This is a genomic window from Mobiluncus curtisii subsp. curtisii ATCC 35241 (assembly GCF_000146285.1).
GTDB lineage: Bacteria > Actinomycetota > Actinomycetes > Actinomycetales > Actinomycetaceae > Mobiluncus > Mobiluncus curtisii.
Genome location: NZ_GL385912.1, coordinates 1,560,063 through 1,586,182 on the forward strand (window position 1 = coordinate 1,560,063; position 26,120 = coordinate 1,586,182).

Here is a 26,120-nt window from a genome sequence, read left to right on the forward strand (position 1 = left end):
TACGGAAAGTATTGCCAGGGGATACCCCACAGAGTGGAGCCACTTAACAGACTCGAACTGTTGACCGTCCGCTTACAAGGCGGGTGCTCTACCAACTGAGCTAAAGTGGCGATGTTCTGATTTTCCCATAAATTTCCCCGCGCGACAAAGCCAGTATTTTTGGTGCCCACGTTCCGGGGGAAAAGCCGTTGATAAAGGGTTCTATAATCGAAGCAATGTCAAAACGAAAGTGACTCGAATCTTCGCGAGCTGTGTCAGGCGCGCTGTCCGGGAAACTTGAGGAAGGAAAGCCACCATCATGACTCGCAGCGCCACGGAAACTCAAGCCCTTCAAAAACGTATCCGCCAGCTGGCTCAGGAAAAAGACGCCGTTATCCTGGCACATAATTATCAATCCAGTGAAGTTCAAGATGTGGCGGATTTCACGGGAGATTCCTTGGCGCTGTCCCGTTTGGCTGCCGATGCTCCGCAGCATACCATCGTGTTTGCTGGCGTTCACTTTATGGCGGAGACTGCCAAAATTCTTTCCCCGCAAAAGCGCGTTTTGATTCCCGACGCCACCGCGGGTTGTTCACTGGCGGATTGTATTACTGCCGAACAGCTGCGAGATTGGAAAGCCGCACACCCCGGCGCGATAGTGGTCAGTTATGTCAACACCACTGCCGCGGTGAAAGCAGAAACCGATATTTGCTGCACTTCTGCCAACGCTATTGACGTGGTGAAATCCATCCCGACGCAAACTGAGATTTTGTTCTGCCCTGACCGTAATCTGGGGGCGCATGTGCGGCGCGTCACCGGGCGGAAGAACCTGGTGACCTGGGATGGTGCCTGCCATGTACACGCCGCGATGACTCCCGACATTTTGCTGCAAGGAATCCTCGCCGCCGGGGACGCAGACGTCTACATTCACCCCGAATGCGGGGGTACGCAGGCAGCTGTGGATCTCATCGGGGCGGGTAAGCTCAGTGAGGAACGCGTGAAAGTGCTTTCGACCGGCGGAATGCTCTCGGAAGCGAAAAAAGCTCCGAAAGGTTCGCGAGTGTTGGTCGCCACCGAGGTGGGGATGCTGCATCCCCTGCGCAAAGCCAATCCGGAAGTCACTTTTGAGCCGCTCATGCCCCAGGCGGCTTGCCCGTATATGAACCAAACCACTTTGGAAAACTTGGTCAGTTGCTTGGAAAACGGTCGCGACGAAGTTTTTGTGGACGAAGACATTGCGGTGCGTGCCCGAGCCAGTGTGCAGCGCATGATTGCCATCGGTCACACGGCCTCGCCCCAGCAGCACTAGGTGTGGGGATGCACTCTCATGGATGTTAATTGGACAATGACGACCCCGGTCCTGGTGGTTGGTTCTGGGGCGGCGGGTTTGAGCGCCGTAATCAACCTGGTTTTTGCCGGGGTCGATTGCGTACTGGTGACGAAAAGTGACCTCACCGCCAGTTCTACCGACTGGGCACAAGGGGGGTTGGCTGCGGTTTGGGACCAGCGAGACACTCCTGCAGCCCACTATGAAGACACCATTGTGGCGGGGGCGGGCTTGTGCAGCCAGACGGCAGTGCGCACCTTGGTCCAGGAAGCCCCGCGCGCCCTGCAATGGATGATGCGGATTGGAGCGCGTTTTGACCGTAACGCAGCCGGGGAAATCGACCTCCACCTGGAAGGAGGGCATTCCGCGCGGCGTATCCTGCACTCCAATGGGGATGCTTCGGGTCATGAAATCGAGATTACGCTGGCGAAAAATGTTGCCGCTATGGACGGTGCGACCTGGGACACCGGCGGACAAGGTGAACTGAAAGTCCTGGAAGACTGCGAGTTGTGTGATGTCCTGGTCGATGAGAAGGGTCGAGCCTGCGGCGCTACAGTGCGGGATTCTCGGCGCGGATTCGGGGTAGTTTCAGCTTTTGCGGTGATTCTCGCTACCGGCGGAATCGGTCAGTTGTGGAATGCGACGACGAACCCCGAAGTCGTTAACGGGGCGGGTTTAGCAGCGGCGTTGCGTGCCGGAGCGATTGGACGCGACCTTGAATTCATGCAGTTCCATCCCACCATTTTTGTACCGCCCGTTAAAGTTAAGGGCGACCGAGGGGTACTTGTGTCCGAAGCAGTACGCGGGGAAGGTGCTGTTCTGGTGGACGGGCAGGGAAATCGGATTATGCGCGGGGTTCACCCACAAGAGGACCTAGCGCCGCGGGACATAGTCTCGGCAGCAGAACAGGAATATATGGTGGCTCACGGCTTGGATCACCTGTACCTGGATGCCACCAGTTTCGGGACTCAGAAATGGAAAGAAATGTTCCCCACCATCTATGAGCTGGTTTCCAGTCGCGGGGTGGACCCCATTACTGAGCCTATCCCGGTTCGCCCCGGAGCTCACTACTATTGCGGCGGAATCGCGGCCACCATGAGCGGTCAAACGAACGTGGCAGGACTCTATGCCATTGGGGAAGTGGCGTGTACCGGAGTGCAGGGTGCGAACCGCTTGGCGTCGAACTCCCTGACAGAGGCCCTGGTGATGGGCAGTTTAGTCGCCCAGCAGCTGGCGGAAGTGGACTTGCCGCAGCTGCGTCGGTGCCCGGTGGCGAAACCGGCAGCGATTCCTCAGCCGGTAGAAATTGCGCCCCCGATACTGGAACAGATCCAGGAAATCATGAGTCGCGACGTCTATGTGCTGCGCGACCGCGCTGGTTTGCAGCGGGCGCAGCATGAGCTGGAGAAACTGTCTCCCCATGCTACGCTGGTAGCCCGTGCCCTGGTAGCATCGGCCTGGGCACGAGAAGAATCCCGCGGTACCCATCGGCGGACGGATTTCCCGCACCGTCGCGAGGAATGGCGCCGACACCTGGATGTGCAGCTGGGTCCGGACGGAACTTCCCTGGAAGTCAGTGTGACTCCAGTTTGAGCCCCAGGCGTGAGCCAGACATAGAAGGAAAGAGGGAACGATGTTACCGCCAGAAATCGCCAGCGCTTTAGCGGCAGCGAAGTTGGATTCGCGCCAGGTCGCAGACTTTATCGAGGCAACTCTAGATGAAGATTTGGCGTATGGACCGGACGTCACCACGGATGCCATTTTTGATGACACACTCACCCTCCAAGCTCGGATGGTGGCTCGTGCGTCGGGGTGCCTGGCTGGGGTTCCGGTTGCTGCCGCGGTACCTTTCGTGTTGGCGCAAAAGACCGGTGCCTCGACTCCGCAGGTCGCGATGCGCCGTCAGGACGGGGAACGGGTCGAGCCAGGCGATGTCATTTTAGAGATAACTGCTGGTGCCAGGACTATGCTGACCGCCGAAAGAACCCTGTTGAACCTAGCCAGTCAGCTCAGCGGTGTGGCGACCGCGGTGGCAGCTTATGTCGATGCGATTGCTGCTGCCTCCGACGAGAGTGGAACGACAGGTACAAAAGCGCGGGTGCGTGATACCCGAAAGACGATTCCTGGAATGCGCGTGCTGCAAAAGTACGCGGTGCGCTGTGGTGGCGGAGAAAATCATCGGATGGGGCTGGGGGATGCGGCACTCATCAAAGACAACCACATTGCCGCAGCCGGTTCGCTGACGGCGGCAGTGCGGGCAGTACGGGCATATGCTCCCCAGATACCTTTGGAAGTCGAATGTGACACTTTGGAACAGGTTCGGGAGGCGACGAATCTGGGGGTAGGGCTGATTCTGCTGGATAATATGAACCCGGAAACCATGACTAAAGCGGTGGCGATTGCCGCCCCGCACGGAGTGAAAACCGAGGCTAGCGGGGGCTTGACACTGCGTGATGCGGCAGCGACGGTCGCCAGCGGAGTGGACTTTATCTCCGTGGGAGCCCTCACGCATAGTGCCCCCATTCTCGATTTAGCCTTGGATATGTAGGGAGCAGGCGATGCAAACAGGAGAGGAACGGAGTGGATTGGAGCGGATTATGTCCCCGGACTGGGCGCAAGTTATGGCTCCTGTGGAGGGGCAGATTCACGCCATGGGAGATTTCCTACGCGCTGAGCTGGCGGCGGGGCGGGGGTACTTTCCGGCTGGAGAAAATGTATTTCATGCCTTTCAGTACCCCTTGGAGCGGGTAAAAGTCCTGATTGTGGGGCAAGATCCCTATCCCACCCCCGGTCATGCCATGGGACTGTCGTTTTCTGTAATGCCCGGTACAGAAATTCCCCGTTCACTGGTAAATATTTTTAAAGAACTGCACCAAGATTTAGGTTTGCCCTTACCGACTTCGGGAGACTTGCGACCTTGGGCTGAACAGGGAGTAATGCTGCTAAACCGGGCTTTGACCGTACAGCCGGGGAAACCTGCCTCTCACCGGGGTCGGGGCTGGGAAGCCATTACTGAGTTCGCCATCCGGGAACTTGCTAACCATCACGCCGCGCAAGGGCTGCCACTGGTCGCGATTCTGTGGGGTGCCGATGCACGTAGGACCAAAGAGTTCATGCCCCATGTGCCCTGTCTGGAATCTGTCCACCCCTCCCCGCTCTCAGCGTCACGAGGGTTCTTTGGTTCCCGTCCCTTTTCTCGAGCCAACGAACTGCTGGTGGCGCAGAGTGGTCAGCCGGTGGATTGGCGCCTGCCCTGAGTCCGCCGGTCTGGAATCCATTTTTCGTTACTTTCCGTAGGGTTAACGGCGTGGGAACAGCCTGAAAACTACGGTAATCCATAAGCTAGACACGTGGACGAAGCACGATACCCCGAGGATGAATTCGACCGTATTGGCAAAAACTTACCCCAGGGCGCTCACCGGCCTGGTCAGCCCTGGTGGCACGGTTTCTTGCCTTTTGTCATCGTGATTATTGCTGCGCCCTTGCTGGCTTGGGCCATGCTGCTCCTAATTGGGTCGCATCCCTCAACTGCTAATGATGCGGCGGGTAAGCCGCCAACGAGTCAAACCCCAAACGCTGTGGCGACGCCAAGCCCTTCTGAAACCGAGAAACCTAGCAAAAAGCCCGCGGAAAGTGCCGCACCCAGCGAGGAGCCGACTCAAACCACCCCGCCCACCGCCGAAACAAAGACCGAGCCTCGTGCGGCTGATAAAACTATCACCGTGAGCGTCTTGAACGCTTCGGGAATCAACGGTCTGGCAGCAAAAGTTAAAGACAAAGTAGCCGCGGATGGCTTCACAAAAGTATCCGCAGAGAACTTCCAAGGCACTAAGCCCTCGGCAAACACCATCTATTACCCCGCTGACCACGAAGCGGAAGCACGCGAGATGCAACGGATTTTGAATATCGACATGATTGTGCCTAAAGACGGTGCGCAGACGGTGCAAATCGTGCTGGTGAGTAGGCTCAAAGGGTAGCCTGACGGAGCATTTTGCGCAGCCTCACGGTGTGAACTCAGAAATTTAAAACTTGCACTCTCGGTGTGAGAGTGCCAAGATTGAGTTAGCACTCTCAATGTTAGAGTGACAAGTTGGTGAATGAGGCTGCAGGTCGCGCGGAGACGTGAACCGCCACAACCCCAGCCGTCCGTCGCGGGCATTCGCCGCACATGAACCTTATAAAAGCGGAGGTTGTAATAAATGGCAAAGATGATTGCCTTTGCAGAAGAAGCCCGTCGCGGCATGGAACGCGGCTTGGACCTGTTGGCCGACACCGTCAAGGTGACCTTGGGACCCAAGGGTCGCAACGTGGTGTTGGAAAAGAAGTGGGGCGCCCCGACCATTACTAACGACGGCGTGTCTATCGCTAAGGAAATTGACCTGGCTGACCCCTACGAAAAGATTGGCGCCGAATTGGTTAAGGAAGTCGCCAAGAAGACTGACGACGTGGCTGGAGACGGTACCACTACGGCGACCGTTTTGGCACAGGCTATCGTCAAGGAAGGTCTGCGCAACGTGGCTGCGGGCGCGAACCCGATTGCACTACGTCACGGTATCGAAAAGGCTGTAGACGCGGTAGTGTCTCGGTTGCTCGCCGACGCAGTGGAAGTTAAGACCAAGGAACAGATTGCCGCTACCGCTTCGATTTCGGCTGCTGATGAAACCATCGGTGGAATGATCGCTGAAGCCATGGAAAAGGTGGGTCAAGAGGGCGTCATCACCGTGGAAGAATCCAACACTTTCGGCTTGAGCCTCGAAGTCACCGAAGGTATGCGTTTCAGCCGCGGCTACATTTCTCCCTACTTCGTGACCGACGCGGATCGTCAGGAAGCCGCTTTGGAGGACACCTACGTCCTGTTGGTGGACACCAAGATTTCCTCTATCAAGGACTTGGTGCCGCTGTTGGAAAAGGTCATGCAGGCTGGTAAGCCGATTGCTATCGTGGCAGAAGACATCGAAGGCGAAGCTCTGGCGACCCTGGTGCTCAACCGCATTCGTGGCGCACTGAAGGTCGTCGCAGTGAAGGCTCCCGGTTTCGGCGATCGCCGCAAGGCTATGCTTCAGGACATGGCTATCCTGACCGGCGCCCAGGTCGTCAGCGAGGATCTCGGTCTGAAGCTGGAGAACGTGGGTCTGGAAGTGCTGGGCACTGCCCGCAAGGTCGTTGTCACCAAGGATGACACCACCATCGTGGACGGCGCTGGCGACAAGGATGCTCTGGAAGCTCGTATTCGTCAGATTCGTCAGGAAATCGAAAAGAGCGATTCCGACTACGACCGTGAGAAGCTCCAGGAGCGCTTGGCGAAGCTGGCTGGCGGCGTAGCAGTCATCAAGTCCGGTGCCGCTACCGAGGTAGAGCTGAAGGAACGCAAGCACCGCATCGAGGATGCTGTGCGCAACGCGAAGGCTGCCAAGGAAGAAGGCTTGGTTCCTGGCGGTGGCGTGGCTCTGATTCAGGCTGCCGCGGAGGCTTTCAAGGATTTGCAGCTGAAAGGCGACGAAGCGACCGGTGCCGCCATCGTGCAGGTAGCGGTGGAATCCCCGCTGAAGCAGATTGCGGACAACGCTGGTCTGGAAGGCGGGGTCGTGGCTGAGAAGGTCCGCCACCTGCCCAAGGGCGAGGGTCTGAATGCTGCTACCGGCGAGTACGAGAATCTGTTGGAAGCCAAGGTGGCTGACCCGGTGAAGGTGACTCGTTCCGCTCTGCAGAACGCTGCCTCTATCGCAGGTCTGTTCCTGACCACCGAAGCCGTGGTGGCTGACAAGCCTGAGCCTCCGGCTCCGGCAGCAGCTCCGGCTGGCGACGACAACATGGGTGGTATGTACTAAGCCAGTAGGCAACTGCTCGAGTTTTCATAACTTTCATCGGGGCGATTCCTGCTTTTGCGGGAGTCGCCCCGATGGATTTTATGAGTCCGTCATCCGTAAAACCACGGCGGTGGGGGGACAGCTTCGGGTTGCTACCGAGAAAATATAGGTGAGTATGTCATTACAAAGATTTGAACAATACCCGGAAAAAACCTTGAAATATACGCAAAAACTCCGAAAAAAGTCCTAATGAAAACTGAGGGGTTCCCGATAAATCAATTAGAGGTTACAATGTTAAGTAACAGCCGCAAGGATTTCTCGGTTTGGAACCTGGGAAAATCGTGTGGTGAGGGGCTGGGAAAACCCTGGAAATAGGAATTCGAAACTGAGGCAGGACGCGATGAAAAAGTTTTTGGTTACAGCAACGGCGCTGATGCTGGGATTGGCTTTTGCCCCGGCTGCATACGCTGAGAATTTGTCTACCCCGAGCGCATCCGGAGACTCCGCTGGCACGGTTATGCAGCACGTGAATCTGGATTCAATGCCCTCTGGTGCTTCCAATGTAGTGGTCAATCCCTCATCCCCCGCACCCACCGCTCCCTCCACTGCCGAACTGAACACAGGCGGCAGTGATGTAGATGTCCCGGCTGGACCTGAGGTCATGTACCCACAGGCTCCTGCCTCCGTTGCTAACGCGGAACCTCAGATTCACGCTAATGTGGCTCCCCAGGCTCCTGCCAATGCCAACGGACAAGCCAAGACCTCCATCTCGGCAATCAACGCGAATGCGCCACAAGCCTTTGTGTCCTCCCCGATTAAATCGGTTCCTGGTGTGGTTTCTTTCGTCTTTATCATGCTGCTGTGTGTGGGAGCTGGAGTGGCGGCTGCGGTCGTAATCTCGTTTGTCACCGGCAAGAAAATCAACTTGGGTCTGAACCGCTAAACACAAACAGCGTCCGACCTTACGAACTTCATAAAATGTTGAGAACTGAGAGACTTTGCGAGTCTCTCAGTTCTCAGTTTTGGGTATTTTGGTTTGTTCCAAAGATTTTTAGGCTCCGGCAAACAGCGCGGTAGCATTCGATTCCGCTTCAGCATAGTTCGCGGAGGCAGTATCTAGCTGTATACCAATCTGGCGAAGGTTATCCTCCACGGTAGCTTGGGTGGCGCGCCATTGAGCTGCTAGTGCCGCAAAAGCGCCGGACGCGGCACCGGTCCACGACTCTTGCAGAGTAGTCAGATTTGCCATCATCGCAGAAACCTGGGCGCTAACTTCCTCAGCGCAGGCACGGGTTTGGGCGCCGGCGGCAGCTACAGCATCGCTATCGACTTGAAATTGCATGGTGATTCCTTTCGTTTGAAACACTTAAAGCGCGGGAAAACCAAACTTTGGTTTTCGCACTCTCAAACTAAGGCAAGAGAAGTCAGCAGCCCAGATACAAAAAAATTACCTGTGGAAAACTCCGAAATCGTACTCCCTGTGGAAAACCCTATTCCTCCACGTCAGAAAGGGGTTTCAGACCGACTTCAGCGGGTTTAAGTGCTTTCATGACCATCGTGTCCATAGCTTCAGCGACGTTTTCGAGGGTCGATCCCAAATCTGCTTCGTCCGGAGGTGCATAAGGATTGACTTCGTCCGGTTCATCCGTATCTTCCGAATCCTGGTCCCGCGGAGCTGCTTCGGGCAACTCTCCGGTTTCGGGTTTGGTGGCAGTTTTCACCGGAGTGCCCTCCCTTGGGGTAGGCAGCATATCCGAAGTAGGTGCTGTTTCAGGAATCGCGCCGGTTTGAATAGCTGGCTCAGCCCCAGTACCAGCAATGTCCAATCCAGTAGTGCCGGTCTTTTCCAGACGTTCCAATTCTGCTCTCAGATTTTCGCGAGCCTGTTCTTCCCAACCCGCAGCGCCGTGAGTCCAAAAAAGTTGTGGGCGGCTCAGCAGGTTGCCGATGATTGTGGATCTGGCAGAAATAAAGCGAGCTTCATCGTAGGCAGCGTACTCACGGCGAATGTCCCGCAGGTATTCCAGATACTCTTGAGGATCCGCTGCTAAAACGCATAAATCCGCGTCTGAGAGCACTTGGGCATCAATGTCTTCAACTGCTTGATGGCGATATAAACCTCGGATGAGGTCCGTAATTTTTTCAATCCGGGCTTCACCAACGCCCAACTCAGCCAAAGAATCGGCAGCATAATCAGCTGAACCCAGCACATCCAGTCCCGCTTCACCGCGCTCTACTGCTGCTTCGGAAACATCAAAAATCGCACCGTGATACCACACTGCCAAACGGATAGCTTCCACGTCACGAGCCTGTTCGCTGAGAATATCGACGTTTTCCAGTGTGGTTTTGAGATATTCAAGATTATGAAAATGGCGCTCCGGAGCCATCCACCGCTGCGCCAACTCAGTGCCTACGGATTCGGCTACATCTCGTGGCGCCGTACCGCCTTCTGCGGCAACAGAACGGGCAAAACCCGTCAATAACCAAGCCGGTATTTTCTCGGCCATACACATCATCCTCTGTCCGCTTGGGGAAACCCAAAGCAACCTACAAAGTATATCTGTTTCTTTCGGTACTAACGACTTTCCTTAAAAAACCAAAGCTCCAGACAATAACTCCCGCGCTCTCAATGGCATCGGCGGGGAAAAACCCTCACTTAAGCGGAGCGCGGCGGGGGCGGGGGTGGGGGTGCAACTGTTGGTTTGGGAACGGGCTTAGCCACAGGTCGCGAGGGCGGTGCCACGGGGGGAGTTGGTGGCACAACGGGACTCGGCACGGTGGGTCGAGCCACTGGGGGAGTCGGTCTTGCGGCAGGAACAGCCTTCGTGTTTACTCCGGGCACACCCCGCGATCGGGATGCACTAGCGGTAGATTGCGCCGCGGAGAGCTGACGGGAGTTTTCCTTGGAGCTGGAGACCTTATTGATTGCGGCAGCAGCGGCAGCGAATTTCGCGGCTGGGGTATTCTTGTTTTCTCCTTCAGCATCCACGTGTGAGGCTTGGCAGGGCAGCTTAATCCTCACCGTGGCACCACCGCCGGGAGTCTGGAGCATCGCCACCGTACCGTTATGAGCCGAAACGATACCGGAAACGATAGCCAAACCCAGACCGGTTCCGCCGGTGGTCCGCACTCGTGACGTGTCAGAACGATAGAAACGTTCAAAGACCTTTTTGGCGTCTTCTGGGGCCACGCCCGGACCGTGGTCACGAATCTCTAAGACGGCGCATCGTTGGAAAGCTGGAATCTTTGAAGCCACGGCATTCTTAATAGGAGCTCCCGTTTCGTCGGGCCACATGTGGTATCCCACCACCACCTCGACGGGAGTGTTTGCCGGAGTATGCTGGCGCACGTTAGTTAACAAATTGGTGATGACCTGGGAAATCTTTTCCGCATCCACGGTTGCGTAGACACTGTAAACTTCCTCCAGCGTCTCATCTTCCATGTTCAGCAGCTGCAAATCGCGTTCCGGATCCAGCACCGCCATATCCGACAGAGAGTTCCGCGCCAAAGCTGTAATATCGGTGCGCTCGAACGTCATCGGACGATGTTCATCCAACCTCGCCAAAGTCAGCAAGTCTTGCACCATGTTGCCCATGCGGGTGGCCTCAGACTCGATGCGTGCCATGACTTCTGCCTGACGCTCCGGACCCACACCGCCCATCCGCGACAGCTCCGCGTAACCGCGAATTGCAGCGGTGGGGGTACGCAACTCGTGGGATGCATCAGAGACAAAACGCCGCATCTTACGTTCGGACAATTCCACGGCAGAGAACGCTTGTTCCAGGTTGGAAAGCATCACGTTCAAAGAATTCGCCAGGGATCCCACTTCGGTGGTGTTGGGAGCTTTCTTAACACGTTGCGTCAAATCTCCAGCCGCAATCTTGTTCGCAACTCCTTCAATCTCATGCAGAGGTCGGAAAGCTCTTCCTACCAGGTAGTTTGTCATCAAAGTGCCGACAATGGCGATGATCAATGTCGAGATTGTGATGGTAAACATAATGGCTTGCAGCATATTACTCTGCGGAGTCATAGACAGACCAACAGTCGCGGCTCCCGCGACCTTCCCCTGTGAAGTCAGCAAAATCGACAACACCCGCCACTTTTGACCGGATTTGGTCGACGGAACCGTCGTTCCGGGCATGACCAGGGAAGATGAGTTACTTATTGTGGGAATATCAGCTTTTTTCGGCAAGTATTGACGCTGTGGAATGCCCGACTTACTCTTCGTAGACGGGGTGATAAATTCACGATCCGGACGGTGCATCGAGCCCACAAACTGCACGTATATGTAGTAATCGCTGGGCATATTGTTGGAAAACACCGTAGTGTCCGAAAGGTTCGCGGCGTTGGGACCCATCACTCTAGCTGCCGCGGAAAGCTGGGCGTCCTGCTGGCTGGTCAGATACGACGAAAGTGACAGCACCGTTACGGTGCCAGCTAAGGACAGCGCCGCGACCAAGGCGACTGCAAAAATTATGGTCAGTCGCGTGGCCAAGGCCAGGGAGATCCACAGTTTCCCTATTCCACGCACTTGCCACTCCTCATCTGACTTGGGTGCCTCCTTGAAAACCCGACTCATTCCACCAGACGGCAGAGAAATGATTTACCCCGCCTCGTATTCTCATATCGCAACGGCGGCAGTAAACCGCTGATAATTACTCGTTGGGATCGCGTAACAGGTAACCGACACCACGACGGGTTTGGATGAGCGAAGGCGGAATACTGCCAGTCTCGTCAGGGGCATCAAGTTTGCGTCGCAGGTAGGAAATGTAAGATTCAACGATGGCAGCGTCACCCTCCCAATCGTATTCCCACACGTGATCGAGGATTTGGGTCTTTGAAACCACACGACCTTCGTTCACCATTAGGTAACGCAACAGTTTGAACTCGGTGGGGGAGAGGTCGATGAGACGCCCGCCCCGATGCACCTCGTAGAGGTTGTCATCCAGCTCCAGGTCAGCCACGCGCAGCAGGGGTTGTTCCACCGCGGACCGCTTCGTGCGACGCAAGATAGCGTTGATACGCGCCACGACTTCCTCTAGACCGAAAGGCTTGGTGACGTAGTCGTCTCCGCCAGCCTGCAGACCTTCGACCTTATCGCGCATGTCATCCTTGGCGGTCAGGAACAAAATTGGCATATCAATTCCGGAAGCACGCAGCTTTCGAGTCACGGTAAAGCCGTCCATATCGGGCAACATGACATCCAAAATGACCAAATCGGGTTTCTCCGTTGTGGCCAGGCGCAAAGCCTCGGTGCCATCCCCGGCGCTTAAGACATCGTATCCCGCAAAACGCAGGGAGGATGCCAAAAGATCGCGAATATTAGGTTCGTCATCCACGACCAAAAGTCGTGCTTCGCTCACTGCAGGTTCCATAACCATCCTCGTTAAACAAAACGTTCAATATGTCGTGCGAGTTAGGAGGCACAACACTCCTCACATACATCTTAACTGCAAAAAATAGTGCTTGGGTACAGCTTGACGGGGGATTTTGCGTTGAGAAATCCCGAGATTCCCTTATGGTGAGCAATTTTCAGTGGTTGATGGGTTCACAAGGGTAGAGCCTGGCGCTCCTCGAAAGTGCTGAGTTTTCGTGTGGCTGGCGTAGTTTACGATAGTGACATGTCTGAAATTGGTGGGAATCCCAGTCCGTCGCTGCGGGTCGGAGTCATCGGTATGGGGGCGGTCGGTCCTATCTTGGCTGCTGCGTTTAGGCAGGCAGGTCATACGTTAGCGGGAGTTTCGGCGCGCTCGGAGACTTCCCGAGAAAGAGTGGATGCCATCCTCCCCGGTGTTGCGGTGGTGCCGCCGGCACAGCTGGTGCCTGATTGCGACCTGGTGGTGTTGAGCGTGCGAGATCAAGAAATTGCCCCCCTCGTTGCTGAATTAGCGCAGACTCAGGCGTTTCAACCGGGTCAGCTGGTGGCTCACGTTTCCGGGGCTCACGGATTGGATGTTTTACAGCCTGCCGTCTGCACAGGAGCCATTCCCCTGGCTTTGCATCCGGCACAGACTTTTTCCGGCACTTCCTTGGATTTGCAAGGTTTACCAGGAACTCATTGGGCGGTTAATGCTCCGCAATCCCTGTTGGCAGTGGCGCAAGCTCTGGTTTTGGACTTGGGCGGGGTGCCTCACGTACTTCCGGATTCGGCGCGTCCCCTATACCACGCGGCTTTGGCGCATGGGGCAAATCACCTGGTAATCGTGCTGACCCAGGCAATCCGGGCGTTGCAGATGGCAGGGCTGGACGACCCGGCTGTTTTTGCTGAGCCTCTGTTTAAAGCGGCTTTTGACCGGGCTTTGCGCGAAGGAGAAACCGGGCTGTCTGGACCGGTAGCACGTGCTGATTTTCCAACCGTGGCGATGCACCTAGAGGCGCTGCGGAGCGGACCCGTGCTGCATAAAGATGATTTGGATCCCGCACTACCTTTTGATGATTTGGCTGACGTGCCCGATTCCTATCGGGCATTGGCGCGAGCTGCGACCCAGCGGTTGTGGCAACGTGGAGGTTTAAGCTCTCACCAGCGCGAGCAGCTTCGTAAAATTTTAGGCTGAATGCACATTCCGCCATGATTAATTTCGTGGCGCTTAGGTAGGATGTCACCATGACCGATGAATTATTTAACCCTGCAGGCGTGACGTTTAAACCGATTTCCATGAAACTCATCACGGTGCGGATTCTGGGACTGTTGGCGGGGATTGCGGTGTTCGCGCTGGCTCTTGGGGGATTCGCAGGGGCAATGATGTGCACACAAGGTATTCCGTGGTTTTGGTTCCTAGAGATTGTACCGATTGGTCTGTTGGTGTGGCAGTTGTGGTTAATTCCACGCCAGGTCAAGGCATGGGGTTACGCTGAGTCCGAGCGGGATTTGTTTTTACGTCGGGGCATCATGTTTAAGAAAATGTGGGCGATTCCCTACGGGCGGATGCAGTTTGTGGATGTGCAGCAAGGACCTATCGACAGGATTTTCGGCATTGCCCAGGTCAGCATGAAGACCGCTTCGACGGAATCGGCGGCGAGCATCCCCGGATTGGACCATGCCGAGGCAGATCGCTTACGTCAGATCCTCACCGCGCGCGGTGAATCTTTGAGAGCAGGATTGTGAACACGGCGAGGAAAGACAGATGACACAACCAATTGACCCGGGCTGGGAACCCTCGGAAGGAACCCCCAAAGAGTCTTCGGCGCCTATGCCCTCGCAGGGCTCGTCGGAGGGGATTCCAGCCAGTTCTGACCTCTCCAGCGTTACTGCGCAACCTCCGGTTTGGCGCAAAGTACACCCCTTGACGCCACTGACCCAGATGTGGGGGGTTCTGGTGGCGCTGGTGGCAATCATTTATTCGCAGCTCGACTTGATACGTGACATTTCTAAGGCGATGGCTGCGATACGGTCGACAGGAAAGGTCTTGCCGGTGCTGCTTTTTTCCCTGCTGGGAATCGTGGTGCTTCTGCTGTTGCTGGTTCTTTTTGCCTATCTGAGCTGGAGGTTTACCGCTTACGCGCTGACTGATGAAGCGGTTTTGTTTCGTCACGGCATCATTTTTAAAAAAGAACGTCACATGCGGTTGAACCGAATTCAAGCGGTAGACGTTATCGCCCCGTTGGTGCCGCGTCTGCTCGGTTTAGCAAAGCTGCATGTGGATTCTGCAGGAGCCAGCGGTTCCCAGATTGACATTATGTATCTGAAGGCTTCTCAGGCGCAGGAGCTACGGGCTGAAGTTTTAACCAAAGCATCAGGTCAAAAAACTGTTGCCAACCGTGCTGTAGATACCACTAATTCTTTAACGAATAGTACAAAAATCATCGGGATAGGCGAAGCTGGATTAGTGGGAGACCTGCCCGCCGCCAGCGGGGAAGCGCCGGAGACAAAACTATACGAAATCCCCACCGAGATGCTGGTGGGATCAATCTTGCGTTCAGTTTCTACCTGGTTCGCGGTGCTGCTGATTCCGCTGCTGTTGGTGCTGGGGCTGATTCCCGCGATAGCCATCTTCATGAGCGGTGATGCGGACAGTTTCTGGGCAGCGCTGTTAGTGGCACCCCAAGCCCTGCTCGGTGTGCTTGCCGGTATTTTTGCTACTATCACGGCGATAGGTCAAAAAGTCAACGAAGGGTGGAACTTTACCGCGGCGGCTTCTGCCGATGGAATCCGTCTGCGCCACGGATTGACGACCCATGATTCCCAGACCATTCCTCCGGGGCGAGTCCACGCTGTAGTTTTAAAGCAGCCCTTCCTGTGGCGGAGTAAGGACTGGTGGCGGGTCGAGTTAACTATGGCTGGCTACCAGGGAACCTCTGAAGGAAACGGCGGTAATAAGAGCAAGACCAGCTCTCACGTGATGCTGCCGGTAGGAACCCGCGCTCAGGCATTGCAAGCATTGTGGATGATGGAACACGACCTCGGTGCGGTCACCGACCTCAACGGCGCCGAAATTGGAACAGCCGGTACAAATCTCTTGAAAGTCATGATGTACGGATCCGGTCCGGCACCGGGAATCTTTACGGCTTCACCGAAAGCTCGCTGGTTTGATTGGATTACTTGGAATCGCAAAGCTGCGGTGCTGACCACGACGATGGTGATGATTCGCGACGGCAGGATTACCCGGCGCGTGTCTTTTGTACCGCATTGCCGGATGCAATCCGTGGCCCTGCGGCAAGGACCGGCGCAACGGGCTTTAGGGATGGCAAATGTCAAACTGCACTTGGTGCCGGGCGTGGTGCCAACCACGGTGTACCATCTGCCTACCAGCTCTGCGCAAAGTCTGTGGGAACTGCAAGTTTCGCATGCTGATATGGCGCGGGACAAAGAACCCCCCGCGGCTTGGCTGGAACGCGTCATCTCGAACACGCAGCCTTGTGCCGACTCTAACGAGGAACAGACAGATATTTTCAGAGAGGAATAAGACCATGGAATTACTGAAAACCCGAGAAGAATTGGCGATCTGGCGCAAAGGTATTCAGGGCAAACTTGGTCTGGTCATGACGATGGGAGCCCTGCACGAAGGGCATTTGGATTTAGTACGTGCCGCGAAAGCCCAGGCAGATACCGTGCTGGTGACGGTGTTCGTCAACCCCACGCAGTTCGCGCCCGGTGAGGACTACGACACTTACCCTCGTGACCTGGCAGGGGACGCCGCCAAGCTTCAAGAAGTCGGGGCAGACGCCCTGTTTGCGCCTACCCCTGAGGTCATGTATCCATCCGGTGAGGCACTGGTCCGCTTTGATCCCGGACACGCCGCCACAATCCTAGAAGGCAAGACTCGCCCTACCCATTTTGCTGGAGTGCTGCTGGTGGTGGGCAAGATGTTCCACCTGACTCGTCCCGATGTGGCGGCTTTTGGTAAGAAAGACGCCCAACAACTCGCCATTATCTCGCAGATGGTTACCGACCTGGACTTCCCTTTGACTATCTTGCCGGTGGAAATCCGCCGGGAACCCGACGGTCTGGCCTTGAGCTCGCGCAACCGCTACTTGTCCCCGCAGGAACGCGACACTGCTCTAAACCTTTCCCAGGCTCTGCAGTGGGGGAGAGAAAACGCCTCTCGTCTTGGTGCGAGCGATTTGGCAGCTAAGGTGCGGGAACGTCTCACAGCGGTGCCCGGCATAGACGTGGATTATGTCGCCTTGGTGAACCCGACAGGGTTCGTGCCGATTACCGGCGAATTTCACGGTGCGGCAATCTTGGCACTGGCGGCGAAGGTTGGTTCTACTCGGCTGATTGACAACATGGACGTGCAACTTTAGAGGCCACAAGGGTCCTGCCGCGCCTTTCTGGGGAAGTAAACGTCTATGGTGGTTGCGGGAGAAATCGCTCGAAGCGGACTCCTCGCGGGGTGCACGTGGACAGGGAACTCATCCTGTTTGATTAATTCCGGGTGCGCCTGCGTTTTCCAGTCGCACCCGCTTACTCAATGTGCAAGAACAGCTGTTCCAGGTGTTTGATATTTTCTACTCGCTCCGGTTCACTGGCCTCGGCGGTACCCTGCAAACTGGAAACCATCAGGGCGAAAGAAGCCCTGTCTAAGCGGCGTGAGGACTCGTTCAGCTTGGAAATCAATACGCTCGCGTCTGCATCAGTGTCGAGGAGGCTGATAACCTCATCTAAGGACTGTTTAGCTTCGTTCAGCCGGGTGGAAACAGTCATTTTGTCAGCGGCGGAAAGTTGCATCGCATCCCCTAAACATCTTGATTGACTTCTTGGGGCAATTTTACCCGGCGCAAACCCGCCGAGGAACCGGTTGAAAAGGGTAAAAACCCTTACTGAACAACGCGACCGGGGAATGGTCTAGACTAGAACGGTGGCTGAAAAAGAAAACAAAACTGAGAATGTAAACCCAGCGCCTGTGGCGAGCGACGAGGAAACGTATGCTGCCGAGGCTCCTGAACAGATCCGAATCCGCGCGGAGAAACGCGCCAAGATGCTGGCAGAAGGCAAAAATCCCTATCCGGTTCACGTGGATATAACCACCACCATTTCTGAAGTTCGTGAAAAATACTCGGATTTGCAGGCAGGGGAAGAAACCGCAGAATTTGTCGGCTTGGCAGGGCGGGTTCGTCTGATGCGCTCCAGTGGCAAGTTAGCTTTCGCCACCCTGCAAGAGGGCAATGGTTCCACCATTCAAATCATGATTAGCGAACGGGAAGTCGGTCCGGAATCAATGTCCGCTTACAAAGCGGAGGTTGATTTGGGCGACCACCTGTTTGTCCACGGTCGGGTCATCAGCTCCAAACGTGGAGAGCTGTCCATTTTTGTGGATTCTTGGCAGCTGACCTGTAAAGCCTTGCGCCCCCTGCCGAAATCGTACATAAACGAGGCTGGTGAAGAAGTTTCCCTGAGTGAGGATATGCGGGTTCGCCGGCGTGACCTGGATATGATTATGCGTCCCGCTGCCCGCGACATGGTACGTAACCGGTCTCGCGTGGTACAGACACTGCGTCGCTACCTGGATGAACACGACTACATCGAAGTCGAAACCCCGATGCTGCAAACCCTGCACGGCGGGGCTGCCGCCCGTCCTTTTGTGACCCATATGAACGCCTACGATACGGAGCTCTATCTGCGTATCGCCCCGGAACTGTTCCTCAAGCGTTGCCTGATTGGCGGAATAGACAAGGTCTTTGAAATCAACCGGAACTTCCGCAACGAAGGTGCGGATTCTTCGCACTCTCCTGAATTTACGATGCTGGAAGTGTATTGCGCTTACGGAGACTACCACCAGATTGCTCGCCTGACTCAGGAAATGATTCAGCGCTGCGCACGGGACGTGTTCGGCACCGAAGTCGTAACTTTGAGCGATGGAACCGAATTCGATTTATCCGGGGAATGGAAGTGGATTGACCTCTATGGTTCCCTGTCTGAAGCGCTGGGGCAGGAAGTCACGGTGCGGACTCCGAAAGATGCCTTGGTCGCTTTGGCGGAACGGCTCGGCATTGAGCTGGAACCCTACTATCTCTCCGGGAAAATCGTCGAAGTTCTGTGGGAAGAACTGGTTGGCGATAAATTGTGGGAACCGACTTTTGTGTGCGATTTCCCCGAAGACACTTCGCCCTTGGTAAAGACACACCCCGATAAGCCCGGTCAGGTACAAAAGTGGGATTTGATTATACGTGGCTTTGAAGTTGCCACTGGATATTCCGAGTTGAATGACCCGGTGGTACAGCGAGCGCGCTTTGAACAGCAGGCTTTGGATGCTGCCAATGGAGATCCGGAGGCCATGGAAGTGGATGAAGACTTCCTCATCTCTATGGAACAGGGGATGCCTCCCGCAGGTGGTATGGGAATGGGTCTCGATCGTCTGCTGATGACCTTGACCGGGTCGGGAATCCGCGAAACTATTACATTCCCGCTGGTTAAGCGGGTTTAATGTGAGTCGCGGTGGCTTCGGTCGGTTTGCTCCTAGCCCTTCAGGAGTCATGCATTTCGGGAATCTGCGCACCGCGGTAGCAGCGTATCTGTTCGCTAAATCCAGTGGGCGCGAATTCCTGGTGCGAATAGAGGACATTGACACCGGACGCTCCCGTCCCAGTTTTGCTGCACAATCCTTGGCAGATTTGGCGGCATTGGGCATAGTGAGCGACAGGAGGGTTGTCTACCAATCACAGCGCCACCAGTTGTACCAAGCCGCCTTGGAACAACTGGTACAAAAAGGTCTGGTTTATGAATGCTACTGTTCGCGGGCAGACATCGCGGCAGCTGCCAGTGCGCCGCACGGGAAACCAGGAATTTATCCGGGAATCTGCCGGGACCTGAGTGATTCTGAGCGGGAGGCTAAACGGACCGCACTGGCAGCGCAAGGTCGCCAACCGGCATTGCGTTTGCGGGCGCCACAAGGAGTGGAATATACGGTAAAAGATTCTCTGTTGGGGCCACTGACTGGTCTGCTTCACGATTTCGTATTGCGACGCACCGATGGGGATTGGGCTTATCAGCTGGTCGTGGTGGTGGACGACATCAATCAGGGTGTGGATCAAATCGTGCGAGGGGCTGACTTGGCCTCCAGCGCTCCGGTGCAGGCCTGGCTGACCGAAATTTTGGGTGGCTATACTGCCGCCTATGCTCATGTGCCACTGGTCATGAATGCGCAAGGGCAGCGTTTGGCAAAGCGAGATAAATCCGTGACCCGCCCGGAACTGAACGCGCTGGGGTGGTCTGATCAAAAGATTCTCTTGAAGGTTTTAGAAACATTGGGCTGGTCGGCAGCGAAAACTGACGCAACCGCACTGCTGACCCTTCCTACAGAGGAAATCCTGAACCACGCTCTCACGAATTGGAGACCGGAAAATCTACCCGCGGAACCGGTCATTTTTCACCCCTAAGCGGCGGCAGCAACAGCGCTCGATTCGGGACTGGGTCAGCGCTCAAGAGGGCGAGGGGAGTAAACCAGGAGATTAGATAAAAATAATCTGTGCGTCTTCCGATTTCTTAATAAAATCAGGGGCGGTGATAATCCCAGAAACCCCCTTGAACATCATGTTCTGGCGCAGCTCCATGAGATCAACGGTCATTTTGCATCCCCACAGATGACCGCCCATTTCGACAATCTGTTCTAACAAGTCGCGCACGGGAGGGATACCGTTCTTTTCAAGCATTTTGTTCATGTACCAGGTGGCGAGATGCGTGGCACCCGGCAGATTTCCAAAGCTCGGGGGCAGGTAGCGTTTCCCCCAACCGGGACGAAATTTTTCCAAAAGGGGAAGGTGCAGAGCTGTATTTCCTTGCATAGTGAATTTTAGGGAGTCCATGGTGCGTTTCGTGATAATGTCCAAACCCCAGAAAGTAAAGAAAATATTGACGTCCACTTTTTCGGTAAGCGCTGCGATGGACATAATTAGCGCCGGGTAAGCCATGTCGAGGTTTCCTTTGGAACAGATAAATGCCATCTTGCGTTTTTCCATGTGCAACAATGGCTCAGATACGCGCCAGAAATCCTGGTCAAAAAAATCAGGTGCAGATTTTTCCATAGATCAATATCCTTCCGGTACTTAGATACAGCCTAGGGGCTTCGGAATACCAGCTACGTAGCAGATGAGTTTATTTGGCTTGGATGGGAACAGCTCGAACAGTTCTGCAATTGGGAAGTGTCCCGTCATTTCCATACGCTGCAGAGAGGGACTGACGTGGTATTTGACAAAACTCTGTCGGGCAAATTCGATGACTTCCCAATGTCGGGGGGTCATTTCCAAGTTAATCGCTCGCGCCAAATCAGTCCCGACCGCGCGGGTCCATTGACATGGATTCGTCATAAAGCCCTCCGCGTCCACGTCAATACTTCTCCCTCCGGCTTCGTGGAGGACGGGTATTTTCAGAACTTTTGTGGAAAATGCCGCGGCAAGACAGGCGTTAGGGCGACGTTTCCAGGTGGGGGCGATTAAACTGTCGGCGTCTGGGGTCGTGTCTGGAGCAGACAGCGGAGTAGTGCCGTCGGGGCGTAAGCCCCAGCGCCTAAATTCCTTACCAAAAAGCTGTATATGAGAGAATCTGTCAAAAACACGCAGACCTGCCATGAACGCGCTATAGAACACGAACAGGAGCCGTTTTGCGAGGTGGTTTCTCCGTGTCTGTTTCAGCAACGACAGGGGGCCCAGGCGAGGAAAAAACCAGTTTCCAGTTACTGCCGGTACGGTGTAGGAACGATCAATTACGGTAGCCTGATTGTAACCGGTGTCGATAATGCACATCGCGTGACCATCGTAACGGCGCATCATTGACCTACCAGCCATGTAGTCAAGTAAATTAGAAACTAATACCCTAGATTGATATACGCACGCAGATCCAGATTTGGAAGTTGGCAAATCGGCAGTGTCACCAATGACAAAAATATCGGGGTATTCACGATGCTGCAGGGTTTCCAAATCTGGATGCACAAATCCCATTTCATCGCCCAGCTCGGAATCCACGATGAATTGCTGACCTCGCATGGGAGGAACGGTCACCAGCATGTCGTAATCAATAGCCTTGCCGTCGTAGGCATACATCCGTTTTTCCGTTGCATCAATGTGGCGGACTACGAAGTCAGGCTGCACCTCGATGTCGCGCAGGCGCAACAGGTTAGAAAGATTCCGAGCAGCGATAGATTGCTCGAAAACCTGGGATTGCGGGGTAACTATCGTAATTTCGATGTCATCTCGGACCCGGTGGGTAAAGAAATAGTGATCGGCTTTCAGGGCGAACTCAATTGGGGCGACCGGGCAACGGATGGGGAATTCGGAGATATGCACGACGAGGTGACCGTGGGTAAAGGTCTGCAGCGCCCGGCGTAAGCGTCGCGCCCAAGCCAGGGTATAGAAAGAATAGATCCCTGTGTTCAGGAGGGTTCCCTTCGCCATTCCCTCGACCAACTCAGGACGACACTCGCATCCTGTTGCCAAGACCAGGTAATCATAGGAAATTTGTTTGGCCTGGGTGATGACCATTTTTGCGACCGGATCCACCGCGGTTACTTTATCCTGCAGGAAACGGATTCCAGGATGGAGGGTCTGCCGGCGCCGCCGCCACAGCAGAGGATTCGGAATTTTCCCAAAAGGTAATGCGACAAAACCCGGTTGATAATAATGCCGAGTGGAATAGTCGATGACGGTGATTTGGAACTCTTTACAATCTAACCGGCGCGCCAGCGAATTTGCGGTGACGGTGCCACTGGTACCTCCACCAATAATCACCACGTTTTTCATTCCAAGCCTCATTGCTTCGTGATTTCGCCATCGAATCCGTTCAGAATTCTAACGAAAATAATAGCGTGGCGGGAACTGTTGAGAGACCGACCCCTCGGTTTAATTTATTTTTTGAACCGTCTGACCAGCTTCTTCAGTCTCCACGAGAGACCAGATGCAGCGGGAGACCAATCCGAGTTCCACTTACCTTGCTGCGAGGCAGCAAAATTATCCGCGGGATAGGCGGGCAGGGCTGCCGAAACCAGAGTCTTGCGAATATCCACTTCTCCGCTAATGGCTTCGTCCACGGCGCGCAGCAGAGGCAGTTCGTCCAAAAGCTGCGGGCAGCGCTGCTCGATGAGTGTCATTGCCAAGGGGGTGGAGTGTACCCCCTCGACCGTGTGCCCTGCCGCTTTCATTTCGGTTTCGGCTTCGTCCGGGTGCTCACCGCGCCCGAGACGCATCCCGAAAAACTTATTGCGGCCCGAAATACCGGTAACTTCCAGGTCGCCTACTCCCGCCAGACCAATGGCAGATTCCGGGCGACCGCCCAAAGCTTCGCAAACCAGAGACATCTCGCGAATTGCCTGGGCAAACACGGCGGCGCGCAAGTTAGATTGTGGAGATCCGGTTGATTCCTGAATGCCCTCGGTCACTCCCAGGGCGATGGCGTAGCTGTTTTTCAAAGGAGCCAAGACCTCCACCCCGGTAGTATCTTCAGCTGGAAAAGCGCGGTAATAATCAGTGCGTACTGTCCGGGCATAGTGAATTGCAGCTCCGAAATCCTGGCAGGCGTACACCGTCGCGGTGGGTTCACTCAACGCGCATTGGCGGGCGATGACGGGACCTCCGATGGACACCAGAGTCGGTAGTTCGGCGCCATTTGCCACCGCAATCTGTTCCATTGCTTCTGCCAGCAAATGAACTTGACCCGCTTCATCCTTGACAAAGCCCTTCGTCAGTACCCAGACTGCCCGCACACGGTCGAAGTATGGCGCCAGACGTCTGGTGATATCGGGTAGACCTACTGCGGCAACACATATCGCCAGCACTTCCGCGCCTCTCACTGCCGCATCAAGGTGTTTGGCGCGGTAGGTCTTAACCTGGGGTGCCAAGGGCACGTGAATCGCGGGGTGGGGTTGACCCTGAGCATAGGCATCCAAAACGACATCGTCGTATTCGGTTCCCCACATGGCTACGTCCCAACCCGTGTCAACAAGTGGTCGGCAGAGCGCCGTACCCATCGCTGACGCTCCGATTACACATATCTTTGGCATTGCCCACCTCTCAAAACAAACGGCACCAAGCCACTTTACCGCACTGGTGACGGGGCGACCTACCCGGAAAACTTAGATGAAGATAATCTGTGCTCCCTCGGACATCTCGATGAAAGTATCAGCATCGACAATTCCTCGGACGCATTTGTGTAGATGACGCGGTGTCAGCTTCATCATGTCTGCCGAAAGTTTACATGCCCACAGGTTCGCCCCCAGTTGCGCAATCTGTTCAAGCATGTCGCGTACGGGCGGAATTTCCATCCTTTGCAGCTCATTTTTCATGTACCAGGTAGAAAGTTTCGTCATTCCCGGCAGGACGCCTAACGATGGAGAAAAATGCATATCCCCTAATCCGGGATAATACTTTTCCAGTGTGGGAAAGTGCATGGCAGCGTTGCCTTGCATGGTGAACTTGAGTCGGTCCATCGTACGTTTATTGATTATGTCCAAGCCCCAGAAAGTAAAGAATATGTCCACGTGAACCCCCGCGTTGAGTGCGGAGTGAGCCATGATCAAGGCAGGGTATGCCATGTCGAGGTTGCCTTTGGAACAGATAAACGCCATCTTGCGGTCTACGTAGGTAATCTCGTCAGCTTCTCTTATTGAGTCAGCATTTGCGGGTGCGTTTGGTGGTGGAGTCATAATCCTGATCTTTGATGGTATGTTTTGTCTCTCGGAAGGTTCTGGAATCTGGTCAGTTAAGCTTGCCATTTTCACACGCATCCCACAGGTTTCGGGGCCCCCGCGAGGAAGGCTAACTTTTTCGCTGGCTTGGTTCCAAACATTTCAAAAACGGTTTTGACCTTGAATCCCCCTACCTTGGCAATCCGTCCCAAGGTTGGAGAGACGCCGTATTCTTCAAATTCGCGGCGGACAAAACGCACCACTTCCCAAGCAGCATCATCTAGCTCTATGTGCAAAGCCGCCGCTAAACCCTTGGCGACTTCGTCATTCCACTGTTCCGGATGAATCATGAAACCCTCATCGGTTACGTCAATAGGTATGCCGTTGACTTGGTGCAATACTGGAATTTGGTTACTAGCGGCAGGGGTTGGCGGTTCACAGCTGGGGGTGGGATACGGAGCCACCTGAGGAGTCGGAGGAGTCACCTTGACCACGGGAACCCGAACTTGTGGAGAGGGAGATACTGCTTGACGTGGCTTCGGAGGAAGCGCTGTGACTCCATCATCACGCAGACCCCACCGAGCAAAGTCCTTGCCAAATCTAGGCATGTTACGAGGTAGCAGCAGCGGAAGACCGCGCACCAAGAGACCCCAATATGCGAAATAGAACCCTATTTTAGCCAAGTGGTTGAAATGAGTTTCTTTCAGCAGGCTTAGCGGTCCCACCAGGGGGAGGGGAAACTTGCCCGTGACTGGCTGTACGTCATAGTTAAAGTCGAGCAACAGCGCCTTGTGAAATCCCGACTCAATAAAGCAAGTGACGTGTCCATCAAAAGATTCCGTCAAGGGTTTGCCGCGTAAGTAATTGAGGAAATTCGGCACGAAAGTCTTGGCTTGGAAATGAGTCACTGCGCCGGCCTTGGAAGTGGGAAAATCTCCCGCGTCGCCCAGCACGAAAATATCCGGGTAGGCGGTGGATTGCAAAGTGTGCTTATTCACGGAAACATAGTTGGAGTCATTTCCCAAGCCAGAATCAGCGATGTATTGCTGACCCATGGTCGGAGGGGTTGTCACCAGTAAATCAAAGGGGATTTCCCGCCCGTCGTAGCCAATCAGAACTTTGCGTTTCGGGTCGAGGTATTCAACGTTAAAGTCGGTTTCCAATTCGATGTCACGATGACGCAACAACTCTCCGAGCTGTGCTTTGGCTACGGGTCTAGTAAAAGCCCCGTCCAGCGGGGTGACGAAAGTGATATCTATGTCTAAACGGCGTCTGCGCATGAAAAAGAACCAATCCGCCAAGAGCGCGAATTCCAGCGGGGCTACGGGGCACTTGATGGGCATTTCGGAGATGTGCACGACTAGATGCCCGCGCTTGAATTGCTGCATCGCCCGGTGCAGACGGACTGCGCCACCCAAGCTGTAAAAGTCATAGACGGATTTGCGCCACACCCTGGGGTCGCTCATTCCCGGCACTTGGTCGGGGCGGATGGTGCATCCCGTGGCAATTATGAGGTAATGGTAAGGGATAATCTGACTTCCAAGTTCTATGGTTTTAGCCACCGGATCCACTCGTTTGATGGTATCCATGAGGAAACGCACTCCCCTAGGCAAGAAATGCGAACGAGGTTTCACGACGCGGCGGGGTTTATACAGACCGAAAGGTATAAAGAGGTATCCCGGCTGGTAGTGATGGTTATTGTCGCGGTCCACTACCGTGATGCGGTATTCATGGGCAGGAAGTTTTCTGTACAGGCGATTAGCTACGGTTGACCCGGCAGTGCCGCCGCCGAGGATGACGATTTCCTGCATGGTATTCTCCTTTGACTTCTTCGCCCAAAGCGTTTTGTAATAAATCGTTAGCTGTCGCAGAATTCGCTGTTATATCAATAGACTTGCATGTTACTGTTAGGTAGTATGCAGGGCTGTATGAGATTGTTTTTGATATTGCCCTTAG

At 54.9% G+C, this 26,120-nt stretch carries 23 protein-coding genes and 1 tRNA gene; 13 read left to right on the forward strand and 11 right to left on the reverse strand.

Annotation, left to right across the window (positions count from 1 at the left end; translation table 11 throughout):
* Window positions 1-34 precede the first annotated feature (34 nt).
* Window positions 35-110 (reverse strand) — tRNA-Thr (locus tag HMPREF0574_RS06785).
* Between the two features lie 188 nt (window positions 111-298).
* Between HMPREF0574_RS06785 and nadA the strand changes: the two genes are divergently transcribed.
* The 7 genes from nadA (at window position 299) to HMPREF0574_RS06820 (ending at window position 8,056) form a co-directional block, all read left to right on the forward strand.
* Complete coding sequence (nadA, locus tag HMPREF0574_RS06790; protein WP_004007987.1) at window positions 299-1,288, forward strand: quinolinate synthase NadA; 990 nt, start codon at window positions 299-301, stop codon at window positions 1,286-1,288.
* A gap of 18 nt (window positions 1,289-1,306) precedes the next feature.
* The gene (gene nadB / locus HMPREF0574_RS06795) at window positions 1,307-2,899 is read left to right on the forward strand and encodes an L-aspartate oxidase (protein WP_004007988.1); all 1,593 of its coding nucleotides are present in this window, start codon (window positions 1,307-1,309) and stop codon (window positions 2,897-2,899) included.
* Window positions 2,900-2,939: 40 nt separating this feature from the next.
* Window positions 2,940-3,854, forward strand: coding sequence for a carboxylating nicotinate-nucleotide diphosphorylase (nadC, locus tag HMPREF0574_RS06800; protein ID WP_004007989.1), 915 nt, complete (start codon window positions 2,940-2,942; stop codon window positions 3,852-3,854).
* Window positions 3,855-3,864: 10 nt separating this feature from the next.
* Entirely contained in the window at window positions 3,865-4,563 is a 699-nt protein-coding gene (locus HMPREF0574_RS06805; protein WP_004007990.1) for a uracil-DNA glycosylase, read from the forward strand.
* 93 nt (window positions 4,564-4,656) lie between these two features.
* Window positions 4,657-5,283, forward strand: coding sequence for a LytR C-terminal domain-containing protein (locus HMPREF0574_RS06810; protein WP_004007991.1), 627 nt, complete (start codon window positions 4,657-4,659; stop codon window positions 5,281-5,283).
* A 222-nt stretch (window positions 5,284-5,505) separates the two neighbouring features.
* Window positions 5,506-7,134 (forward strand): chaperonin GroEL, encoded by a 1,629-nt coding sequence (gene groL / locus HMPREF0574_RS06815; protein WP_004007992.1) that lies wholly within the window; start codon window positions 5,506-5,508, stop codon window positions 7,132-7,134.
* A gap of 379 nt (window positions 7,135-7,513) precedes the next feature.
* Window positions 7,514-8,056 carry a hypothetical protein gene (locus HMPREF0574_RS06820; RefSeq protein ID WP_004007993.1) on the forward strand — a complete coding sequence of 181 codons (543 nt, stop codon included), beginning with the start codon at window positions 7,514-7,516 and terminating at the stop codon, window positions 8,054-8,056.
* A 108-nt stretch (window positions 8,057-8,164) separates the two neighbouring features.
* Here the strand turns inward: HMPREF0574_RS06820 and HMPREF0574_RS06825 are convergent, their stop codons facing one another.
* The 4 genes from HMPREF0574_RS06825 to HMPREF0574_RS06840 all read right to left on the reverse strand — a co-directional run bounded on the left by HMPREF0574_RS06825 (window position 8,165) and on the right by HMPREF0574_RS06840 (window position 12,494).
* Window positions 8,165-8,455, reverse strand: coding sequence for a WXG100 family type VII secretion target (locus HMPREF0574_RS06825; RefSeq protein WP_004007994.1), 291 nt, complete (start codon window positions 8,453-8,455; stop codon window positions 8,165-8,167).
* A 148-nt stretch (window positions 8,456-8,603) separates the two neighbouring features.
* Window positions 8,604-9,620, reverse strand: a complete 1,017-nt coding sequence (locus tag HMPREF0574_RS06830; protein ID WP_236585946.1) for an HD domain-containing protein — start codon at window positions 9,618-9,620, stop codon at window positions 8,604-8,606.
* Between the two features lie 149 nt (window positions 9,621-9,769).
* A complete protein-coding gene (locus HMPREF0574_RS06835) occupies window positions 9,770-11,692 on the reverse strand; it encodes a sensor histidine kinase (RefSeq protein ID WP_004007996.1) in 1,923 nt (640 codons plus the stop codon).
* A 76-nt stretch (window positions 11,693-11,768) separates the two neighbouring features.
* Complete coding sequence (locus tag HMPREF0574_RS06840; protein ID WP_004007997.1) at window positions 11,769-12,494, reverse strand: response regulator transcription factor; 726 nt, start codon at window positions 12,492-12,494, stop codon at window positions 11,769-11,771.
* Window positions 12,495-12,734: 240 nt separating this feature from the next.
* On the opposite strand from HMPREF0574_RS06840, the gene HMPREF0574_RS06845 reads away from it, so the two are divergent.
* From HMPREF0574_RS06845 to panC, 4 genes are read left to right on the forward strand one after another with little or no spacing between them, the layout of a single operon-like run.
* Window positions 12,735-13,667 carry a Rossmann-like and DUF2520 domain-containing protein gene (locus HMPREF0574_RS06845; protein ID WP_004007998.1) on the forward strand — a complete coding sequence of 311 codons (933 nt, stop codon included), beginning with the start codon at window positions 12,735-12,737 and terminating at the stop codon, window positions 13,665-13,667.
* Between the two features lie 50 nt (window positions 13,668-13,717).
* A complete protein-coding gene (locus HMPREF0574_RS06850; protein ID WP_004007999.1) occupies window positions 13,718-14,218 on the forward strand; it encodes a PH domain-containing protein in 501 nt (166 codons plus the stop codon).
* 19 nt (window positions 14,219-14,237) lie between these two features.
* Window positions 14,238-16,016: a PH domain-containing protein gene (locus HMPREF0574_RS06855; RefSeq protein WP_236585944.1), complete on the forward strand. Its 1,779-nt coding sequence runs from the start codon at window positions 14,238-14,240 to the stop codon at window positions 16,014-16,016.
* A 4-nt stretch (window positions 16,017-16,020) separates the two neighbouring features.
* A complete protein-coding gene (gene panC / locus HMPREF0574_RS06860; RefSeq protein WP_004008001.1) occupies window positions 16,021-16,857 on the forward strand; it encodes a pantoate--beta-alanine ligase in 837 nt (278 codons plus the stop codon).
* 160 nt (window positions 16,858-17,017) lie between these two features.
* Here panC and HMPREF0574_RS06865 read toward each other — a convergent pair whose 3' ends face one another.
* Window positions 17,018-17,281, reverse strand: coding sequence for a hypothetical protein (locus HMPREF0574_RS06865; RefSeq protein WP_004008002.1), 264 nt, complete (start codon window positions 17,279-17,281; stop codon window positions 17,018-17,020).
* Between the two features lie 130 nt (window positions 17,282-17,411).
* Here HMPREF0574_RS06865 and lysS point away from each other — a divergent pair, with 130 nt between their 5' ends.
* Window positions 17,412-18,977, forward strand: a complete 1,566-nt coding sequence (lysS, locus tag HMPREF0574_RS06870) for a lysine--tRNA ligase (protein WP_004008003.1) — start codon at window positions 17,412-17,414, stop codon at window positions 18,975-18,977.
* A 1-nt stretch (window position 18,978) separates the two neighbouring features.
* On the forward strand, window positions 18,979-19,929 hold the full coding sequence (gene gluQRS / locus HMPREF0574_RS06875; RefSeq protein WP_081439159.1) for a tRNA glutamyl-Q(34) synthetase GluQRS: 951 nt from the start codon (window positions 18,979-18,981) through the stop codon (window positions 19,927-19,929).
* Window positions 19,930-20,001: 72 nt separating this feature from the next.
* Here gluQRS and HMPREF0574_RS06880 read toward each other — a convergent pair whose 3' ends face one another.
* The 5 genes from HMPREF0574_RS06880 to sqr all read right to left on the reverse strand — a co-directional run bounded on the left by HMPREF0574_RS06880 (window position 20,002) and on the right by sqr (window position 25,975).
* Window positions 20,002-20,574 (reverse strand): DsrE/DsrF/DrsH-like family protein, encoded by a 573-nt coding sequence (locus HMPREF0574_RS06880; RefSeq protein ID WP_004008005.1) that lies wholly within the window; start codon window positions 20,572-20,574, stop codon window positions 20,002-20,004.
* Between the two features lie 21 nt (window positions 20,575-20,595).
* Window positions 20,596-22,284 carry a TusE/DsrC/DsvC family sulfur relay protein gene (locus HMPREF0574_RS06885; RefSeq protein ID WP_036324955.1) on the reverse strand — a complete coding sequence of 563 codons (1,689 nt, stop codon included), beginning with the start codon at window positions 22,282-22,284 and terminating at the stop codon, window positions 20,596-20,598.
* 104 nt (window positions 22,285-22,388) lie between these two features.
* The gene (locus tag HMPREF0574_RS06890) at window positions 22,389-23,540 is read right to left on the reverse strand and encodes an NAD(P)H-dependent glycerol-3-phosphate dehydrogenase (RefSeq protein WP_081439160.1); all 1,152 of its coding nucleotides are present in this window, start codon (window positions 23,538-23,540) and stop codon (window positions 22,389-22,391) included.
* Between the two features lie 72 nt (window positions 23,541-23,612).
* The gene (locus HMPREF0574_RS06895) at window positions 23,613-24,182 is read right to left on the reverse strand and encodes a DsrE/DsrF/DrsH-like family protein (RefSeq protein WP_036325089.1); all 570 of its coding nucleotides are present in this window, start codon (window positions 24,180-24,182) and stop codon (window positions 23,613-23,615) included.
* Window positions 24,183-24,253: 71 nt separating this feature from the next.
* A complete protein-coding gene (sqr, locus tag HMPREF0574_RS06900; protein WP_004008009.1) occupies window positions 24,254-25,975 on the reverse strand; it encodes a type III sulfide quinone reductase, selenoprotein subtype in 1,722 nt (573 codons plus the stop codon).
* Between the last annotated feature and the right edge of the window lie 145 nt (window positions 25,976-26,120).

Coding starts and splice junctions, on each gene's coding strand:
- HMPREF0574_RS06845 (WP_004007998.1), top strand. CDS start 12,735: ATGTCTGAAATTGGTGGGAATCCCAGTCCGTCGCTGCGGGTCGGAGTC.
- HMPREF0574_RS06865 (WP_004008002.1), bottom strand. CDS start 17,281: ATGCAACTTTCCGCCGCTGACAAAATGACTGTTTCCACCCGGCTGAAC.
- HMPREF0574_RS06840 (WP_004007997.1), bottom strand. CDS start 12,494: ATGGTTATGGAACCTGCAGTGAGCGAAGCACGACTTTTGGTCGTGGAT.
- HMPREF0574_RS06835 (WP_004007996.1), bottom strand. CDS start 11,692: ATGAGTCGGGTTTTCAAGGAGGCACCCAAGTCAGATGAGGAGTGGCAA.
- HMPREF0574_RS06890 (WP_081439160.1), bottom strand. CDS start 23,540: ATGCCAAAGATATGTGTAATCGGAGCGTCAGCGATGGGTACGGCGCTC.
- HMPREF0574_RS06820 (WP_004007993.1), top strand. CDS start 7,514: ATGAAAAAGTTTTTGGTTACAGCAACGGCGCTGATGCTGGGATTGGCT.
- HMPREF0574_RS06825 (WP_004007994.1), bottom strand. CDS start 8,455: ATGCAATTTCAAGTCGATAGCGATGCTGTAGCTGCCGCCGGCGCCCAA.
- HMPREF0574_RS06855 (WP_236585944.1), top strand. CDS start 14,238: ATGACACAACCAATTGACCCGGGCTGGGAACCCTCGGAAGGAACCCCC.
- HMPREF0574_RS06895 (WP_036325089.1), bottom strand. CDS start 24,182: ATGACTCCACCACCAAACGCACCCGCAAATGCTGACTCAATAAGAGAA.
- HMPREF0574_RS06885 (WP_036324955.1), bottom strand. CDS start 22,284: ATGAAAAACGTGGTGATTATTGGTGGAGGTACCAGTGGCACCGTCACC.
- sqr (WP_004008009.1), bottom strand. CDS start 25,975: ATGCAGGAAATCGTCATCCTCGGCGGCGGCACTGCCGGGTCAACCGTA.
- nadA (WP_004007987.1), top strand. CDS start 299: ATGACTCGCAGCGCCACGGAAACTCAAGCCCTTCAAAAACGTATCCGC.
- HMPREF0574_RS06805 (WP_004007990.1), top strand. CDS start 3,865: ATGCAAACAGGAGAGGAACGGAGTGGATTGGAGCGGATTATGTCCCCG.
- HMPREF0574_RS06830 (WP_236585946.1), bottom strand. CDS start 9,620: ATGGCCGAGAAAATACCGGCTTGGTTATTGACGGGTTTTGCCCGTTCT.
- nadB (WP_004007988.1), top strand. CDS start 1,307: ATGGATGTTAATTGGACAATGACGACCCCGGTCCTGGTGGTTGGTTCT.
- panC (WP_004008001.1), top strand. CDS start 16,021: ATGGAATTACTGAAAACCCGAGAAGAATTGGCGATCTGGCGCAAAGGT.
- nadC (WP_004007989.1), top strand. CDS start 2,940: ATGTTACCGCCAGAAATCGCCAGCGCTTTAGCGGCAGCGAAGTTGGAT.
- HMPREF0574_RS06880 (WP_004008005.1), bottom strand. CDS start 20,574: ATGGAAAAATCTGCACCTGATTTTTTTGACCAGGATTTCTGGCGCGTA.
- groL (WP_004007992.1), top strand. CDS start 5,506: ATGGCAAAGATGATTGCCTTTGCAGAAGAAGCCCGTCGCGGCATGGAA.
- HMPREF0574_RS06850 (WP_004007999.1), top strand. CDS start 13,718: ATGACCGATGAATTATTTAACCCTGCAGGCGTGACGTTTAAACCGATT.